Consider the following 16430-nt stretch of genomic DNA (forward strand, 5'->3'; position numbering starts at 1 on the left):
CGCGGGGTGCGCCCATTGATTACCGAATGGGCAAAACTTAGATTTTACCAACCAGATCTAAGGATGGAGCCAGCGTCGCTTCGCCTTCTTTCCATTTCGCCGGGCACACTTCGCCTGGGTGAGAAGCCACGTACTGAGCGGCTTTCACTTTACGCAGCAGGTCAGAAGCATCACGGCCGATACCTTCAGCGGTAACTTCGATAGCCTGGATAATGCCCTGCGGGTCAACAACGAAGGTGGCGCGGTCAGCCAGGCCTTCATCTTCACGCATGTTGTCGAAGTTACGGGTCAGGGCGCCAGTCGGGTCGCCGATCATCGCGTATTTGATTTTCGCGATGGTTTCGGAGCTGCTGTGCCATGCTTTGTGGGTGAAGTGGGTATCGGTAGAGACAGAGTAAACGTCTACGCCCAGCTTCTGCAGTTCGTCGTAATGGTCTGCAACGTCACCCAGTTCAGTCGGGCAAACGAAGGTAAAGTCAGCCGGATAGAAGAAGAAGACGCTCCAGCGGCCTTCGGTATCTTTCTCGGTAACTTCGATGAACTCACCGTTTTTGAACGCCTGGTTTTTGAAAGGTTTAATTTTGGTGTTAATCAAAGACATCTGTACTTCCTCCGTGTTTTCGTTGAGGTGTAAGGTAACCAACTTTATTCATCGGGGCTAATGCGTATGCTTTATCAAATCAATCAGCCAAACCTTACAACGTCGACAAGACAACAAGGTGAACCTTTTACAGGAAAGCCTGAAAGTAAAAAGGCCGCCTCAACGGGCGGCCCTGATACCTGAATTCCCCGCAGGTACATTCAGTGCCAGCCGAGACTGGCGTTGCGTTGCGCTCTACAACCCTTTATATCAAGGCGGTAACAGCCGTTTGATTACACCACCCGCACAGGGATTGAGCAATCCATAAGAGAGGCATTCCTGCCTATGGCTGTGATAGGTTGTGCCGAACATCATTACGGTGCGTTATAAATTTATTTTTATTATAAAACTATCGCAATATATAAATGACAGTTGTTATTTAAAATCATTGTTCCCTTTCTTAAGATAAAATTGTCTTAATCGCTTTTGAAGCGCTATTTCAATAATCTGCCACCGTGATATATTAAGATGATTTAATTTAAAACTAAGAGAGCTAACCTATAGAGTTATAAATGGTTAGCCTTAAACTATTGTTATCAGTTATATGATAACCACAGCAAACGCAGTACCCTCAGGACGAAACATGGCAAACCTGTATGACCTTAAAAAATTCGATCTTAATCTGTTAGTCATTTTCGAGTGCATTTACCAGCACCTTAGTATCAGTAAAGCCGCCGAGACGCTGTATATCACACCCTCTGCCGTGAGCCAGTCACTGCAGCGTCTGAGAGGACAACTCAACGATCCTCTGTTTATCCGTTCCGGTAAAGGGATCACGCCCACGACCGTCGGCGTCAATCTGCATCATCATCTGGAACAGAACCTGAACCAGCTGGAGCAGACTATCAATATCATGCACAGCAGCGGGTTGAAGAAGAACTTTGTCATTTATTGCCCGCATTTTATGAGTACGAAAGCAACGCTTGACCCTATAAAGCTGCTGATGGAAAATCATAACTATTCAATTGAATTACATGATGTTTTTCTTTCGTCTGATTCTGCAGAAGATCTCTTAGCCTACAGAAGAGCCGACCTGATATTTTCGTTTTCTTCTTCTACCAATCATTCTGTCGCCTGTAGCCTCTACCATAAACTTCCTTTCGTCCTCGTTTGTCGGGAGGGCCATCCCCGTCTCAGTGAAAATCCCACGCGTGAAGAGATTCTGAATGAAAACTTCACCGCCTACCTGAACGATGAAAACAGCTTCAAAGACTATCAGGAAAAGGCCGAAAACCTGTTAACCGAAAGAAATATCGTCTATCGCAGCGACTCTTTTATATCCCTTCTGTCGGTGATTGGTTCGTCCGACCTCATAGGATTAGTGCCCGCGCCGGCCTTCGAACAATATGGGCCAGCCCTCAACCTGCGAAAAGTGGAAACTGACATTCAATTCCCCAGCATTGATATTTACATGATGTACAATCGTTCCGCGCTCAATAGCTCGGCATTCGCGAGTTTTATTGAAGAAATATCCTTACCGTGAGATATTGCTGTGGTTCTCGCACAAAATGGGAACCACACCGTTAAAACATACACCACCGTTATAGAATTACGCGGCATAACCGTTACATATCCAATTAATTATTGACTGATATAATCCTCTTATTAGTATTGACGCTACAGTCAGGTATTTATTCCTCAGGATGAGAATAAGCATGTCAATTTATAAATACCCTTTAAATCAGGATGTTCTTACCGCTGCTCGGGAGCGAATAAAATGGACGCTCGAAAACTTACCCAGAATCTGTGTTTCTTTTTCAGGAGGTAAAGACTCCACCGTCATGCTGCATCTGGTTGCCCAGCAGGCGCGACTGATGAACATCAAAATAGATGTGCTCTTTATCGACTGGGAAGCGCAGTTTTCCCATACCATTATCCATGTGGAACATATGCGCGAGTTGTACAGCGATGTCATCGACCATTTCTGGTGGGTCGCGCTCCCCCTGACAACGCAAAATTCACTGTCGCAATTCCAGCCGGAATGGCAATGCTGGGAACCCGGCACACAATGGGTCCGCAAGCCTCCTGACGATGCGATAACCGATCCCACTTTTTTTCCCTTCTACCAGCCAGGCATGACGTTTGAAACCTTTGTCCGCGGTTTCTCCGACTGGTTCTCTCGCAATCGCCCGGCGGCGGTACTGATTGGCATCCGCGCCGATGAGTCATACAACCGTTTTCTGGCTGTCGCGTCGGCGCGTAAACAGCGGTTTGCCGACGATAAACCCTGGACAACCGTCGCACCGGGAGGACATGCCTGGTATATCTACCCTCTCTACGACTGGAAAACCGCCGATATATGGACCTGGTTCGCCAAATCAGGGTGTTGCTATAACCCACTCTATGACCTGATGTTTCTGGCCGGCGTGCCGCTACGCTACATGCGGATTTGTGAACCCTTTGGTCCGGAACAGCGCCAGGGATTATGGCTCTACCACGTTGTTGAGCCCGATCGCTGGGCGGCCATGTGTGAGCGCGTGAGCGGTGCGCGCAGCGGGGGGATGTACGCCGGACACGATAACCATTTTTATGGTCACCGAAAAATTCTGAAACCCGAACACCTGTGCTGGCGCGAATATGCCATGCTGCTCCTCGACAGCATGCCGCAAAATACGGCTGAGCATTACCGCAATAAAATCGCCATTTATCTGCACTGGTATCAGAAGAGAGGCACAGAGGAGATTCCCGATACGCAGGACGGTGATATCGGTGCCAAAGATGTTCCCTCATGGCGCCGTATTTGTAAGGTTCTCCTGAATAACGACTACTGGTGCAGGGCGCTATCGTTCAGCCCAAATAAACCCAAACATTATCAGCGCTACAGCGACAGAGTGAAGGCGAAACGCAAGGAGTGGGGCATATTATGCGACAAAAACTAATCAACGAGATGGAAACGTACCTTCAGTCACTTCCCGAAGAGGAACGCATTAACGCCATAAATGCTTTTCGTGAAGCGATCCATAAACACAGTCCGTTTCGTGCGCAACCGATAGACTGCGTCCTCTGGATCAGACAGGACGCTATTACCGCTAACGACTACAACCCCAATAATGTTGCCCCGCCAGAAAAAAGGCTGCTCAGTAAGTCGCTGGAACTCGATGGATTCACCCAACCTATCGTTGTGACAGAAAGTGAACCGCAACACTACGAAATTGTGGATGGTTTTCATCGCCATGAAATCGGTACAAATCGGGCGGCACTGAAGCACCAGCTCAAGGGTTATCTCCCTGTGACCTTCCTGCGCCAGGACCGACAGGATAAACATGACCGTATGGCTGCCACTATTCGTCACAACCGGGCGCGGGGTCGACACCAGATTAACGCTATGTCGGAGATCGTTCGCGAGCTGGTGCAGCTTGGCTGGAATGACGAGAGAATAAGCAAGGAGCTGGGAATGGACGGCGATGAAGTCTTGCGCCTCAAGCAAATCAACGGTCTGCTGGAGCTGTTTGCAGACCGTCGTTACTCAGAAGCCTGGACGGTGAAATAATCAGAGCGTGTTCAGGCGCTCTGCCGCCGCCAGCAGCGTCGATTCCTGCTTCGCAAAGCAAAGACGAATCAGCTTATGCGGGAAGGGATCGGCGCAGAATACCGACAGCGGAATGGCGGCTACGCCCACCTCTTTCGTCAGCCACTGGCAGAAACTCACGTCGTCCAGATCCGATATCGCGCTGTAGTCGGCGAGCAGGAAATAGGTCCCTTCTGAGGGCAAAATCTCCAGACGGCTTTTGCTGAGCGCCGTCACAAACAGATCCCGACGTTCACGATAGAAATGCGGCAGCTCGCGATAGTGCTCCGGCTCGGCGCGCAGCATATCCGCCAGCGCCAGCTGAGCCGGCGTGTTCACTGCAAAGGTCAGGTACTGGTGCACCTTGCGCAGCTCGGCGCTAATAGCCGCCGGTGCGACGCAGTAGCCCACTTTCCAGCCGGTCATATGGTAAGTCTTACCGAATGACGAGACGGCGATAGCACGCTCGCGAAGCTGCGGATGGGCCAGCACGCTGGCGTGTCCTTCTTCTGCAAAGCAGATGTGCTCGTAGACTTCATCGCTCAGCACGTAAATTTCACGTTCCGCAATCGCCTGCCACAGCGCGGCGAAATCGGCCTTTTGCCACACCGTCGCCGACGGGTTGTGCGGGGTATTCAGGATCACCAGGCGGGTTTTGTCGCTCAGCAGCGCAGCAAACGCCTGCCAGTCAGGGCGAAAATGCGGCGGCTGGAGCGCCACGCGTTTCACCACGCCGCCGGAGAGTTCAACCGCAGGCGCATAGCTGTCGTAGCTCGGATCAAAGCAGATAACTTCATCGCCCGTACGCACCAGCGCGGTGATGGCCGCATAGAGCGCTTCGGTCGCCCCTGCCGTCACCGTAATATCGCTGTTCGCATCGGGCTTATGGCCGTACAGCTCCGCCGTTTTATCCGCAATGGCTTCCCGCAGCGCCTGCACGCCCGTCATCGGCGCATACTGATTCGCCCCCTGCGCCACGTGGTACGCCAGGCGCTCCTGCAGATAGGTCGGGCCGTCGAAATCCGGGAATCCCTGAGAAAGGTTAATGGCGTTGTGCTGCTGCGCCAGAGCGCTCATCTGCGTAAAGATGGTAGTACCGAGATTGGGAAGTTTACTCTGAGGAATCAATGCGTTATTGCTCATTGTGTCGTGCCTGCTTGTAATACTTATGTTGCTGCCACTATAACACGATGTTAGTCTTTGGCAATCAAGACGCTTAGACGTCTAAACCATATGAATATTCCTGGCCGCGAGGGTAAAAGGAAATGACAGACAACCTGCAACTCACACATCTTGTCGACGCCTGCCGCTGGATTGGCGCCAAAGGCTGGGCACCCGCCACCGGCGGCAACATGTCGGTGCGTCAGGACGAGCGCCTCTGCTGGCTCAGCGAATCCGGCAAAGACAAAGGCAGCCTGACAACGGCGGATTTTCTGCAGGTTGAAATTGCCACCAACCGCGCGCCGTCTGGCCGCAGGCCGTCGGCGGAAACCGGTCTTCACACGCTGATTTATCGCCTGTTCCCGGAAGCCAACGCCGTCCTGCACGTTCATACCGTCAACGCCACGGTGCTGTCGCGTCTGGTCAAAGAAGCCGAGCTCAACATCAGCGGCTTTGAGATGCAAAAATCCCTCACCGGGCAGACCACGCATCTGGATACGGTGGCTATCCCGGTCTTCGATAACGACCAGGATATTGACGCCCTCGCCTCCCGAATCGCCCATTACGCACAGGAACGCCCGCTTAATTATGGTTTTCTTCTGCGCGGTCATGGCTTAACCTGCTGGGGACGCGACGTGGCCGAGGCCCGCCGTCATCTGGAAGGACTAGAATTCTTATTTGAATGCGAAATGCGTTTACGACAACTGGAGAGAGTATGATTCGCGCGATTGTGACGGATATTGAAGGGACCACCAGCGATATCCGTTTTGTCCATGACGTTTTGTTCCCCTACGCGCGTGAGCGGCTGGCGGCCTTCGTGACCGCGCAGCAGTACGCCGAGCCGGTCAAATCCATTCTGGACAACCTGCGTGATGAAATCGGTAACCCGCACGCCAGCGTCAGCGAGCTTATCGACGCCCTGTTTGCCTTTATGGATGAAGACCGCAAATCCACGGCGCTCAAAGCCCTGCAGGGGATCATCTGGCATGACGGCTACGTGAACGGCGACTTTACCGGCCACCTCTACCCGGACGTACTGCCTGCGCTGGAAAAGTGGAAAGCGCAAGGGATTGATCTCTATGTTTATTCCTCTGGCTCCGTCGCCGCGCAGAAACTGTTATTTGGCTACAGCGACGAAGGTGATATTACTCATCTGTTCAGCGGCTATTTTGATACCCACATCGGCGCCAAGCGCGAGGTGCAGTCCTATCAGAACATTGCGGCACAAACGGGCATCTCCCCGTCGCAGATCCTGTTCCTGTCCGATATTCATCAGGAGCTGGACGCGGCTGAACAGGCAGGTTTTCGCACCCTGCAGCTGATTCGCGGTGATGATGACGGCGCAAGCCATCACCATCAGGTCCACCAGTTTGACGAGATTAATCCGGAGCAGATCCCTTCATGAGCGCATTGACCATTTATTCCGATAAAGACGCCAGTCAACACCAGTGGTACAGCACCGACGCCGCCGAGATCGCCCAGCAGCTCAACGCCAAAGGCGTGCGGTTTGAACGCTGGGCTGCGGATCGCGATTTAGGACACGATCCCGCGCCCGAAGCCGTGATCGCGGCGTATCAGCATGCGATCGACAAGCTGGTGGCGGAAAAAGGCTATCAGAGCTGGGACGTGATCAGCCTGCGCGCCGACAACCCGCAGAAAGAGGCGCTGCGCGCGAAGTTCCTGAACGAACACACCCACGGCGAAGACGAAGTGCGCTTCTTCGTGGAAGGCGCGGGGCTGTTCTGCCTGCACATTGGCGATGAGGTATATCAGGTACTGTGCGAGAAAAACGATCTGATTTCCGTACCCGCGGGCACGCCGCACTGGTTTGATATGGGCTCAGAGCCGAACTTTACCGCCATTCGTATTTTCGACAATCCGGAAGGCTGGGTGGCGCAGTTTACGGGCGATGCCATCGCGGATGCGTATCCACGGTTGGCATAGGTAAAAGCAAAACGGCAGCTAGAGCTGCCGTTTTTAGTGTTTGCTCCCTCTCCCTGTGGGAGAGGGTCGGGGTGAGGGCATCAGGCCGCTCGAGCTTCAACGCTCCAGTCCTTTCACATACCCCACCAGCTGATCCAGCACAATCCCCCACCCTTCGTGGAAGCCCATCTGCTCATGCTGCTCGCGGATTTCCTTCGTCGGATGACGCGCAATCGCCGTGTAGCGGGTCTTGCCCTCGCCCACATCCTCCAGCAGCAGGATCGCCGTCATAAACGGCTTTTCGGCCGGTTTCCAGCCTTCGGTATAGCCGTCGGTAAAGACCAGCTTTTTACCCGGGTCGATTTCAAGAAATACGCCCCGGTTATCCATCCGCTGACCGTCCACCTCAAACACGGTGTTGAACCGCCCGCCCACGCGGAGATCGAGATCGCATTCGGTCACCTTATGGGGAGCAGGAATGAAGAAGTTTTTGATGTGTTCCGGCGTGGTCCAGCACAGCCACAGCAGGTCGCGCGGTGCATCCACCACGCGCTCCAGTTTTAAGTCAGTTTCAGGATCCAGCGTCACGATATTGTCCTCTCAAGGGAACCCCTTAAAGGATAGCCGGACTCAGGCGAATTTCCCGTTTGCCACCGCTTCCGGCGTGACTACGCCCGTATCCAGCACCCAGCCGCTGATCAGCGAGGCAGGTGTGACGTCAAACGCCGGGTTATAGACCTGCGCGTTTTCCGGCGCCCACTGCACCGCGCCAAAGCTTCCGGCCACGCCCGTCACCTCGCTGGCGGCGCGCTGCTCAATCGGGATCGCGTCCCCGTTCGGGCAGTCCGGATCGAGGGTCGTTTGCGGGGCGGCAACGTAGAACGGAATGCCGTGGAACTTCGCCAGCACCGCCAGGGAATAGGTGCCGATCTTGTTCGCCACGTCCCCGTTGGCGGCAATGCGGTCTGCGCCCACCCACACGGCGTCCACCAGCCCTTTTGCCATCAGGCTGGCGGCCATGGAATCGGTAATCAGCTGATACGGCACGCCCAGCTCGCCAAGCTCCCACGCGGTCAATCTGCCGCCCTGCAGCAGCGGACGGGTTTCATCCACCCAGACGTTGCTGACGTTACCCTCCTGATGCGCACGGGCAATCACGCCCAATGCGGTGCCAACGCCCGCCGTTGCCAGCCCGCCGGTGTTGCAGTGGGTCAGCAGACGGCTTTCGGGCTTCACCAGCGCGCTGCCGGCTTTGGCAATCGCGTCGCAAAGACGTTTGTCTTCGTCAATCAGGCGCAGCGCTTCGGCCACCAGCGCCGGTACAAAATCTTCCTGCCACAGGGCGAGCTTCATGCGGTCGAGATTGTTCATCAGGTTCACCGCCGTCGGGCGGGATGCGCGCAGGGTTTCCAGCGCCGCCGCCAGCTCGTCGCGGCTTTTGCCGTTTTCCGCCAGCAGCGCCAGCAGCAGGCTTGCAGAGAGACCAATCAGCGGCGCGCCGCGCACGCGCAGGGCGTGGATATGCCCGACCAGCGCCTCTACCGTCGAGGCATCCAGCCAGCGTTTCTCCTGCGGAAGCGCCTGCTGGTCGAGAATAAAGAGCTGATTATCCGCCACCCGCAGGCTGGTCGTCTGTAATGTCTGCATGTCGTTAATTCCCTGTTGCGTTGTTGTAGCACATTGTGTCAGGATGAAATCCAGATGTATAGACGTCTACATGTCTTAATTAGAAAACTCGTGAGGAGCAGGCCATGTCGCAATACCGTACCTTTACCGCTCAGGACGCCGTGGAGTATGCCAGGCAGTTTGGCGGACTTGACGATCCTTCATCGCTGGTAGAGGCGCAGGAAGTAGGCGACGGCAACCTCAATCTGGTATTCAAAATTTTCGACGGCGCGGGCGTGAGCCGCATCGTCGTTAAGCAGGCGCTGCCCTACGTCCGCTGCGTCGGCGAGTCATGGCCGCTGACGCTGGACCGCGCCCGCCTTGAAGCGCAAACGCTGGTCGAGCACTACCAGCACAGCCCGCAGCACACCGTGAAAATCCACCACTTTGACCCGGAGCTGGCGGTGATGGTGATGGAAGATCTCTCCAGCCATCGCATCTGGCGCGGCGAGCTGATTAAAAACAATTACTACCCGCAGGCGGCCCGTCAGCTGGGCGAATACCTCGCGCACGCGCTGTTCCACACCAGCGATTTCTACCTGCACCCGCACGCGAAAAAAGCGCAGGTGGCGAAATTCATCAACCCGGAGATGTGCGAGATCACCGAAGATCTGTTCTTCAACGATCCGTACCAGATCCACGAACGCAACAGCTACCCGGCCGAGCTGGAAAATGACGTAGCGGACCTGCGCGACGACGCTCAGCTTAAAATTGCCGTAGCTTCCCTGAAGCACCGCTTCTTCTCGCACGCCGAAGCGCTCCTGCACGGCGATATTCACAGCGGCTCGATTTTTGTGGCTGACGGCAGCCTGAAGGCCATCGACGCCGAGTTCGGCTACTTTGGCCCGATTGGCTTTGACGTCGGTACCGCCATCGGCAACCTGCTGCTGAACTTCTGCGGCCTGCCGGGGCATCTGGGCATTCGCGATGCCGCCGCCGCGCGCGAGCAGCGCCTGACCGATATTCAGGAGCTGTGGAACACCTTCGCGGAACGCTTCCAGGCGCTGGCAAACGAGAAAACGCGCGACGCCGCGCTCGGCGCGCCGGACTATGCCTCCGCGTTCCTGAAAAAGGTCTGGCATGACGCCATCGGCTTCTGCGGCACCGAGCTCATTCGCCGCAGCGTCGGGCTTTCCCACGTCGCGGATATCGACACCATCCAGGACGAGGCGATGCGCCACGAGTGCCTGCGCCACGCGATAACGCTCGGTAAAGCGCTGATAGTCATTGCCGACCGCATCGACAGCGCCGAAGATCTGGTGGCACGGGTGCGTCAGTACAGCTGATTACATTTGGTTTTCTCCCTCTCCCTGTGGGAGAGGGCCGGGGTGAGGGCATCAAACCGCACTCATCCCAGATACTCAATCACCGACAGCCCGCCGTTATAATCCGTGCTGTAAATTATCCCCTGCGCATCCACAAACACGTCGCACGACTGGATCACCTGCGGGCGATTTGGCCGCGTGTCCATCATTCTCTCCGGCGCGGCGGGCACCAGCGCACCGGTTTCCACCGGTCGATACGGATTGGAAATGTCATATGCACGCACCCCCGCGTTCTGATAGGTCGCAAAAATCAGCGTCGAGCTGACAAAGCTCCCCGGCCGGTTCTCGTGCAGGTTATGCGGGCCAAAATGCGCCCCTTTCGCCACGTAGTCGGTTTCATCCGGCTGCGGGAAGGTCGAGATGCTGACCGGGTTCGACGGCTCGCGGATATCAAACAGCCAGATCAGCTTTTCGCCGTCCTCCTGGTTATCCAGCACCGCTTCGTCCAGCACCACCAGCAAATCGCGGTCCGGCAGCGGCAGCGCGGTGTGCGTCCCGCCGCCAAACGGCGGACTCCAGTTGCGGTGGCTAATCAGCTTCGGCCGGGTGCGGTCCTTCACGTCCAGCAGCGTCAGGCCGCCGTCGCGCCAGCTGCCGTAGGCGGTATCGCCCGCGATAATCGCGTGATGCAGCGCGTAGCGTTTCCCTTCCGGCCAGTTCGGCTTCTCCCCTTCGGCCTGGTTCATCCCCGGCAGCCACCAGCGCCCCGCCACTTCAGGCTTACGCGGATCGGCCAGATCGATGGTCAGGAAGATGTAGTCGGTAAAGCCGTCGATCAGCGCTGACACATACGCCCAGCGGCCGCCGACGTACCAGATGCGGTGGATGCCGATGCCGCTCAGCGACAGAAAGCCGATTTCGCGCGGCCTGTCGGGCGTGGAGATATCAAACACCCGCAGCCCGGCGCTCCAGCCTTTGTCCTGCACGTCGCTGACGGTCTCCCCCACCTGGCGGGTGTAGTAGACCTTCTCGTCGGCAAAGCGGGCATCGGCAAACAGATCCCGGGCGTTAATCACCAGCAGCAGGTCGTCATGCGCCTGCAGATGCACGTTCCAGGTGCCGGGCGGCGCGGGCACGTAGCCCGCCGCTTTCGGGTTTTTCGGGTCGCGCACGTCGACAATCGAAAATCCCTGCGACACCATATGGCCGATATAGGCGAAACCGCGATGGACCATCAGCTGCACGCCGTCCGGGCGACCGCCCTGATCGCTATGGCCAATCAGCCGCATATTGCGGCTGTATTCTGGAAGGGGTACTTGCGTCACCGTTAGCTCCTTTGGGTTTTCCCCCTCTCCCTGTGGGAGAGGGCCGGGATGAGGGCATCAGGCCGCACCTGACGCCACCCGGCCTGGTTTTATTTATTCTTCGCTTCCAGCGTCGCAAACCACGGCGCGATAAAATCTTCCGTCTGGCCCCAGCCCGGAATGATTTTCCCCAGCGACGCCACGTTCACCGGGCCCGGCTGGGCGGTCAGCAGCGCCTGAGGAATGGCCGCCGCTTTGAAATCGTAGGTCGCAGGCGTGGCTTCCCCGGCAATCTTGTTCGCCACCAGACGCACGTTAGTCGCGCCAATCAGCTTCGGATCCACCGCCACGCTCACCTTCCACGCGCTGCCCGGCTCGCGCATCAGCTGCAGATCCTGGTTAGAGATGTCGATGCTGTAGAGCTTAATCTCGGTGCGGCCGTTCTCTTTCAGCGCCTTATACGCGCCCTGGCTGAAGGCGTCCCAGGTTCCCCAGATGGCGTCAATTTTGCCTTTCGGGTATTTCGCCAGGATCGCGCCCACCTTGTTGGCGGTATCGCCCTGCACGTCAGAGGACACGGCGCCGATAGACTCCAGCTCTTTGATGTCCGGATACTGCTTTTGCAGCTCTTTATAGGCCGCCTGACGACGCTCCATCGGCGGGAAGCCCGCCACCCACAGCTTGACGATATTGGCCTTGCCGTTGAAATCTTTCGCCAGCTGGCCGAAGGAGAGGTTCGTCAGGGAGGCATCGTCCTGCTGGGTGACGGTCACGCCAGGGATCTCGCCGTTAACCGCCGTATCAAAGACGGAGACTTTGATCCCGGCATCCACCGCTTTCTTCACCAGCGCGGTGGAGTACGGATCGCGCCCCTGAGAGAGAATAATCCCGTCGTACTTCTGGCTGATGGCCTGGTTCACAAAGTCCTGGAATTTGGCGTCGTCCCCGTTGCTTAAAAAGGTGCTGACCTTAAAGCCGAGCTTTTTCCCTTCCTGAATTGCGCCAGCAATAAACTGCGTGGTGTTGTCATCTGAGCCGAGGTTACGGATCACCGCGATGCGGATCGGGCCGTCATGGTTCGCAATGGCTGCCGGAAGCGGCGCGGGCGTGGCCGCGAAGCCTGGCAGAGCCGTGAGCAACCCAAGTGCCACCAAAGAGAGTGCAATCTTTTTCATTTTTTATCCCGTTGTGTTGTCAGCGTTTTTGTATGTAGGTAATCGCCAGCGCTACCGCGAGCACCAGCCCTTTTATAATGTCCATGGCGTAATACGGTACGGAGAGCATCACCAGCCCGTTCGACAGCACGCCGAGAATGACCGCCCCAACCAGGGTTCCCAGCGCGTTCGGCTTGCCGGATCCGGCCAGCGAGAAGCCAATCCACGCCGCCGCCACCGCATCCATCAGGTATCCGCCGCCCGCATTCACCTGCGACGAGCCGATGCGTGAAGCCAGCAAAATCCCGCCCAGACCCGCCAGCAGCGAGGCAATCACGTAGGCCGCCACCTTGTAGCGCGTGGTGCGAATGCCGGAGAGGCGCGCCGCTTCGGGGTTGCCGCCGATGGCGTACATGCGTCGGCCATGCGTAGTGAGCGACAGGCCAAGCTGCGCCAGCACGGTCACCACCAGCATGACGATCACGATGGTCGGCACCTGCCCCAGCAGGCTGAACGCCGCCGGAATGGTCCCTTCCGCCATGTCGCCGCTCGGCAGCACCATGTTCTCGGTAATCGACCCGCCGTAGCTGTAGGTCATCGCCACGCCCTGGATCACAAACAGGCTGGCAAGCGTCGCCAGCATGTCCGGAATACGCAGGATGACAATGAGAAAAGCGTTAAACAGCCCCACCAGCGTGCAGAGCGCGAGGGTGATCAAAATCGACTCGGTGGTGCCAAAGCCGTGCCAGACGAAAAGGGAAATCACCAGCGCGTTCGCCAGCGAGGCGGTGGATCCCACGGAGAGATCGAACCCGCCGATGGTCAACGAGATCGACACGCCAATGGCAATCACCGTCACGATGGCAATCGAGCGCAGAATATTGATGATGTTGTTCGGATCGAGGAAGCTGTCCGACGCCAGGCCAAAGACGGCCACCAGCGCGACGACGGTTAACAGCATGCCCCACCTGTAGAGAAAATCGAAAATCTGCTGGCGGCCAGACGCCGCCGCGTTCACTGAAAGGGCCTTGCTCACGACGCCGTTCCTCCGGTTGAATAATAAAGTAGTGTCTCTTCGCGGGCCTCGGCCCCGGCGATTTCCGCCACGATGCGCCCGTCCCACAGCACGCAGATGCGGTCGCACAGCCCGACCAGTTCGGCAAACTCGCCCGAGGCGTAAATCACCCCTTTGCCCTCGCGCGCCAGGCCGTCAATCAGCTGGAACAGGTCGGTTTTGGCCTTCACGTCCACGCCTTTGGTCGGCTCGTCGAATATCAGCACGCTGGCGTCATTCCGCAGCCATTTACCGATGGCGACCTTCTGCTGGTTGCCGCCGGAGAGACGGCGCAGCACCTGCCCCGGCCCACGCGCGCGCACGCCGACGCGGGCGATGACCTCTTCCGCCCAGCGCCACGCCTGACGATGGCCAAACAGGCTCCAGCGCGAAAAGCTGTTATCGGCGCACACGGCGAGGTTCATGCTCACCGGCTCGTCGATAAAAATGCCCTCTTTCCGCCTCTCCTCCGGCACCAGCGCCAGACCGCGCAGCACGGAGTCGGCCGGGTCGCGCGGCTGCCAGGATTGATGATTCAGCTCACCGCGCGCCACGCGGCTCTTGGTGGCGCCAAACAGCGCCTTGCAGAGTTCGGTTTTCCCCGCCCCCGCCAGCCCGGCAATCCCGAGAATTTCGCCTTTGCGCAGGTGCAGGGAGATATCTTTCAGCAGCGCGTCGTCGTGAAGCCCCTCAACGCGTAACAGCGTTTCGTCGCCGTGCGGCGGCCGCGCGGGCGGATAGATATCGCTCAGCACGTGGCCGAGCATCTTCTCGACGATCGCTTCGCCGCTAAGATCGGCCATCGGGCCGGACTCGATCAGCTTGCCGTCGCGCAGCACCGTCAGGGTGTCGCAGATGGCCTTCAGCTCGTGAATGCGGTGAGAGATAAACACCACGCCGATGCCCTGCTGCTTTAAACGTCTCACTACCGCAAACAGGCGCTCGCTCTCATGCGCGTCCAGCGGCGCGGTGGGTTCATCAAGAATCAAAAAACGGCAGTGATGGGACAGCGCCCGCGCCAGCAAAATCTGCTGCTTTTCGGCCAGCGAACAGCCGTCGATGGAACGGCGAACGTCCAGCGTCACGTCGAGCTGCGCCAGCGCCTGTCTCGCCTGCTGGCGGATCGCGCGCCAGCTGAAGCGATGCCCCGGCAGCGCCAGCTGGTCGAGCATGATGTTTTCGGCAATGCTTAACCCCGGGATCAGCGCTACGTCCACTTCCTGCTGCACAAGGTGGATCCCCAGCCGTTTGGCATCGAGCGGTTCGCGGATGCTCACCGGCTGGTTGTTGATGCTGATCTCGCCCTCATAGTGGTCGTGCGTCCCGCACAGCACCGCCATCAGGGTCGATTTTCCCGCGCCGTTGGCACCGGTCAGCGCGTGTACGGATCCGCCGGTTAAGGTGAAATTCACGCGCGACAGCGCCTGAAAGCCGGAAAAGGCCAGGCTGATACCGCGCATCTCAAGGCGACTGGAAACCATCCGCGTAAATCCTTCATTACTCTTCTGATTTATCGAATTTTTCACAGCTCTGGTTGACTGACAACGACGGAAAAGGCATAAGTTAAAGCGAAATATTATTAGCCATCCGGATGTCCAGACATAACATCGGGTTAGCGCTTCCGCAAAAAGGACACCATCATGAGCAACACCGATATCCGCGTCGTGCCTGGCCCGGCGAACTACTTCTCTCATCCCGGAAGCCTTGCGCAGCTGGATAACTTCTTTACCCCGCAGCAGCTCTCCCGCGCGGTGTGGATTTACGGCGAGCGCGCTATCGAAGGCGCGCGCCCTTTCCTGCCCGAGAGCTTTAACGCGCCGGGAGCGAAACGCCTGCTGTTTAAAGGCCACTGCAGCGAGCGCGACGTCACCCATCTGGTGAATGAATCCGGCAGCGACGCCAGCGTGGTGATTGGCGTCGGCGGCGGCGCGGTGATGGATACCGTCAAGGCCGTGGCGCGCCGCTTAGGGGTGCCGTTTGTGGGCATCCCCACCATTGCCGCCACCTGCGCGGCGTGGACTCCGCTCTCCGTCTGGTACAACGATGCCGGTCAGGCGCTGCATTTTGAGATCTTCGACGACGCCAACTTCCTGGTGCTGGTGGAGCCGCAGATCGTCCTTAACGCTCCGGCGGAGTATCTGCTGGCGGGCATCGGCGATACGCTGGCGAAGTGGTACGAAGCGGTGGTATTGGCACCTGAGCCGGAGAACCTGCCGCTGACCGTGCGGCTGGGCATTAACGGCGCGCTGGCGATCCGCGACGTGCTGCTGGCGCGCAGCGAAGAGGCGCTGGCCGACCAGCAGCGCGGCGAACAGACGCAGGCGTTCCGGGACGTGGTGGATGCAATCATCGCCGGCGGCGGGATGGTCGGCGGCCTGGGCGAACGCTATACGCGCGTGGCGGCGGCGCATGCGGTACACAACGGCTTAACCGTGCTGCCGCAGACGGAGAAATACCTGCACGGCACCAAGGTGGCCTACGGCATTCTGGTGCAGAGCGCCCTGCTCGGCCAGGACGACGTGCTGGCGCAGCTGGTGACGGCTTACCAGCGTTTTAACCTGCCGACCACGCTTCGCGAGCTGGACGTCGACATCAATAACCGCGACGAGCTGGATCGGGTCATCGCCCACACCCTGCGCCCGGTGGAGTCGATTCACTATTTACCTGTTACGTTAACGCCTGACGTTCTGCGCGCCGCGTTTGAGAAAGTAGAATCCTTCAGCCGTTGATCGCGCCGACAGGCTATACCTAATGAT

At 57.6% G+C, this 16430-nt stretch carries 16 protein-coding genes; 8 read left to right on the plus strand and 8 right to left on the minus strand.

Translation table 11 applies throughout. The features are described from left to right. Positions 1 to 37 precede the first annotated feature (37 nt). Positions 38 to 601 carry an alkyl hydroperoxide reductase subunit C gene (gene ahpC, locus FOY96_RS15830; protein WP_008501015.1) on the minus strand — a complete coding sequence of 188 codons (564 nt, stop codon included), beginning with the start codon at positions 599 to 601 and terminating at the stop codon, positions 38 to 40. A gap of 622 nt (positions 602 to 1223) precedes the next feature. On the opposite strand from ahpC, the gene citR reads away from it, so the two are divergent. The 3 genes from citR to FOY96_RS15845 all read left to right on the plus strand — a co-directional run bounded on the left by citR (position 1224) and on the right by FOY96_RS15845 (position 4130). Further along, positions 1224 to 2123, plus strand: coding sequence for a DNA-binding transcriptional repressor CitR (citR, locus tag FOY96_RS15835; protein WP_143347393.1), 900 nt, complete (start codon positions 1224 to 1226; stop codon positions 2121 to 2123). A 172-nt stretch (positions 2124 to 2295) separates the two neighbouring features. After that, positions 2296 to 3519 (plus strand): phosphoadenosine phosphosulfate reductase, encoded by a 1224-nt coding sequence (locus tag FOY96_RS15840; protein WP_143347394.1) that lies wholly within the window; start codon positions 2296 to 2298, stop codon positions 3517 to 3519. Next, complete coding sequence (locus FOY96_RS15845; protein WP_033144915.1) at positions 3504 to 4130, plus strand: IbrB-like domain-containing protein; 627 nt, start codon at positions 3504 to 3506, stop codon at positions 4128 to 4130. Before FOY96_RS15840 ends, FOY96_RS15845 begins: the two co-directional genes overlap by 16 nt. Here FOY96_RS15845 and FOY96_RS15850 read toward each other — a convergent pair whose 3' ends face one another. Next, positions 4131 to 5291 (minus strand): pyridoxal phosphate-dependent aminotransferase, encoded by a 1161-nt coding sequence (locus FOY96_RS15850; RefSeq protein WP_033144914.1) that lies wholly within the window; start codon positions 5289 to 5291, stop codon positions 4131 to 4133. Between the two features lie 122 nt (positions 5292 to 5413). On the opposite strand from FOY96_RS15850, the gene FOY96_RS15855 reads away from it, so the two are divergent. The 3 genes from FOY96_RS15855 to FOY96_RS15865 are packed head-to-tail and all read left to right on the plus strand — an operon-like array spanning position 5414 to position 7253. After that, positions 5414 to 6028, plus strand: a complete 615-nt coding sequence (locus FOY96_RS15855; protein ID WP_033144913.1) for a methylthioribulose 1-phosphate dehydratase — start codon at positions 5414 to 5416, stop codon at positions 6026 to 6028. After that, a complete protein-coding gene (gene mtnC / locus FOY96_RS15860; RefSeq protein WP_143347395.1) occupies positions 6025 to 6714 on the plus strand; it encodes an acireductone synthase in 690 nt (229 codons plus the stop codon). Before FOY96_RS15855 ends, mtnC begins: the two co-directional genes overlap by 4 nt. Further along, on the plus strand, positions 6711 to 7253 hold the full coding sequence (locus FOY96_RS15865) for a 1,2-dihydroxy-3-keto-5-methylthiopentene dioxygenase (protein ID WP_047061331.1): 543 nt from the start codon (positions 6711 to 6713) through the stop codon (positions 7251 to 7253). Before mtnC ends, FOY96_RS15865 begins: the two co-directional genes overlap by 4 nt. Positions 7254 to 7349: 96 nt before the next feature. Here FOY96_RS15865 and FOY96_RS15870 read toward each other — a convergent pair whose 3' ends face one another. Then, positions 7350 to 7820: an SRPBCC family protein gene (locus FOY96_RS15870; RefSeq protein WP_032641748.1), complete on the minus strand. Its 471-nt coding sequence runs from the start codon at positions 7818 to 7820 to the stop codon at positions 7350 to 7352. A 42-nt stretch (positions 7821 to 7862) separates the two neighbouring features. Next, positions 7863 to 8879, minus strand: coding sequence for an S-methyl-5-thioribose-1-phosphate isomerase (gene mtnA, locus FOY96_RS15875; protein WP_143347396.1), 1017 nt, complete (start codon positions 8877 to 8879; stop codon positions 7863 to 7865). Positions 8880 to 8983: 104 nt separating this feature from the next. Between mtnA and mtnK the strand changes: the two genes are divergently transcribed. Next, a complete protein-coding gene (mtnK, locus tag FOY96_RS15880; RefSeq protein WP_143347397.1) occupies positions 8984 to 10183 on the plus strand; it encodes an S-methyl-5-thioribose kinase in 1200 nt (399 codons plus the stop codon). 62 nt (positions 10184 to 10245) lie between these two features. Here mtnK and FOY96_RS15885 read toward each other — a convergent pair whose 3' ends face one another. The 4 genes from FOY96_RS15885 to FOY96_RS15900 all read right to left on the minus strand — a co-directional run bounded on the left by FOY96_RS15885 (position 10246) and on the right by FOY96_RS15900 (position 15155). Continuing rightward, positions 10246 to 11487: an LVIVD repeat-containing protein gene (locus FOY96_RS15885; protein WP_033144907.1), complete on the minus strand. Its 1242-nt coding sequence runs from the start codon at positions 11485 to 11487 to the stop codon at positions 10246 to 10248. Positions 11488 to 11576: 89 nt separating this feature from the next. Further along, complete coding sequence (locus FOY96_RS15890) at positions 11577 to 12641, minus strand: sugar ABC transporter substrate-binding protein (protein ID WP_023310718.1); 1065 nt, start codon at positions 12639 to 12641, stop codon at positions 11577 to 11579. A 19-nt stretch (positions 12642 to 12660) separates the two neighbouring features. Continuing rightward, a complete protein-coding gene (locus FOY96_RS15895) occupies positions 12661 to 13656 on the minus strand; it encodes an ABC transporter permease (RefSeq protein ID WP_023334863.1) in 996 nt (331 codons plus the stop codon). Next, complete coding sequence (locus FOY96_RS15900; protein ID WP_143347398.1) at positions 13653 to 15155, minus strand: sugar ABC transporter ATP-binding protein; 1503 nt, start codon at positions 15153 to 15155, stop codon at positions 13653 to 13655. The genes FOY96_RS15895 and FOY96_RS15900 overlap by 4 nt, the downstream gene beginning before the upstream one ends. Before the next feature lie 159 nt (positions 15156 to 15314). Here FOY96_RS15900 and FOY96_RS15905 point away from each other — a divergent pair, with 159 nt between their 5' ends. After that, complete coding sequence (locus FOY96_RS15905) at positions 15315 to 16403, plus strand: oxidoreductase (protein WP_033144903.1); 1089 nt, start codon at positions 15315 to 15317, stop codon at positions 16401 to 16403. The last annotated feature ends 27 nt before the right edge of the window (positions 16404 to 16430 follow it).

The organism is Enterobacter asburiae, from assembly GCF_007035645.1.
GTDB classification, from domain to species: Bacteria; Pseudomonadota; Gammaproteobacteria; order Enterobacterales; family Enterobacteriaceae; genus Enterobacter; species Enterobacter asburiae_B.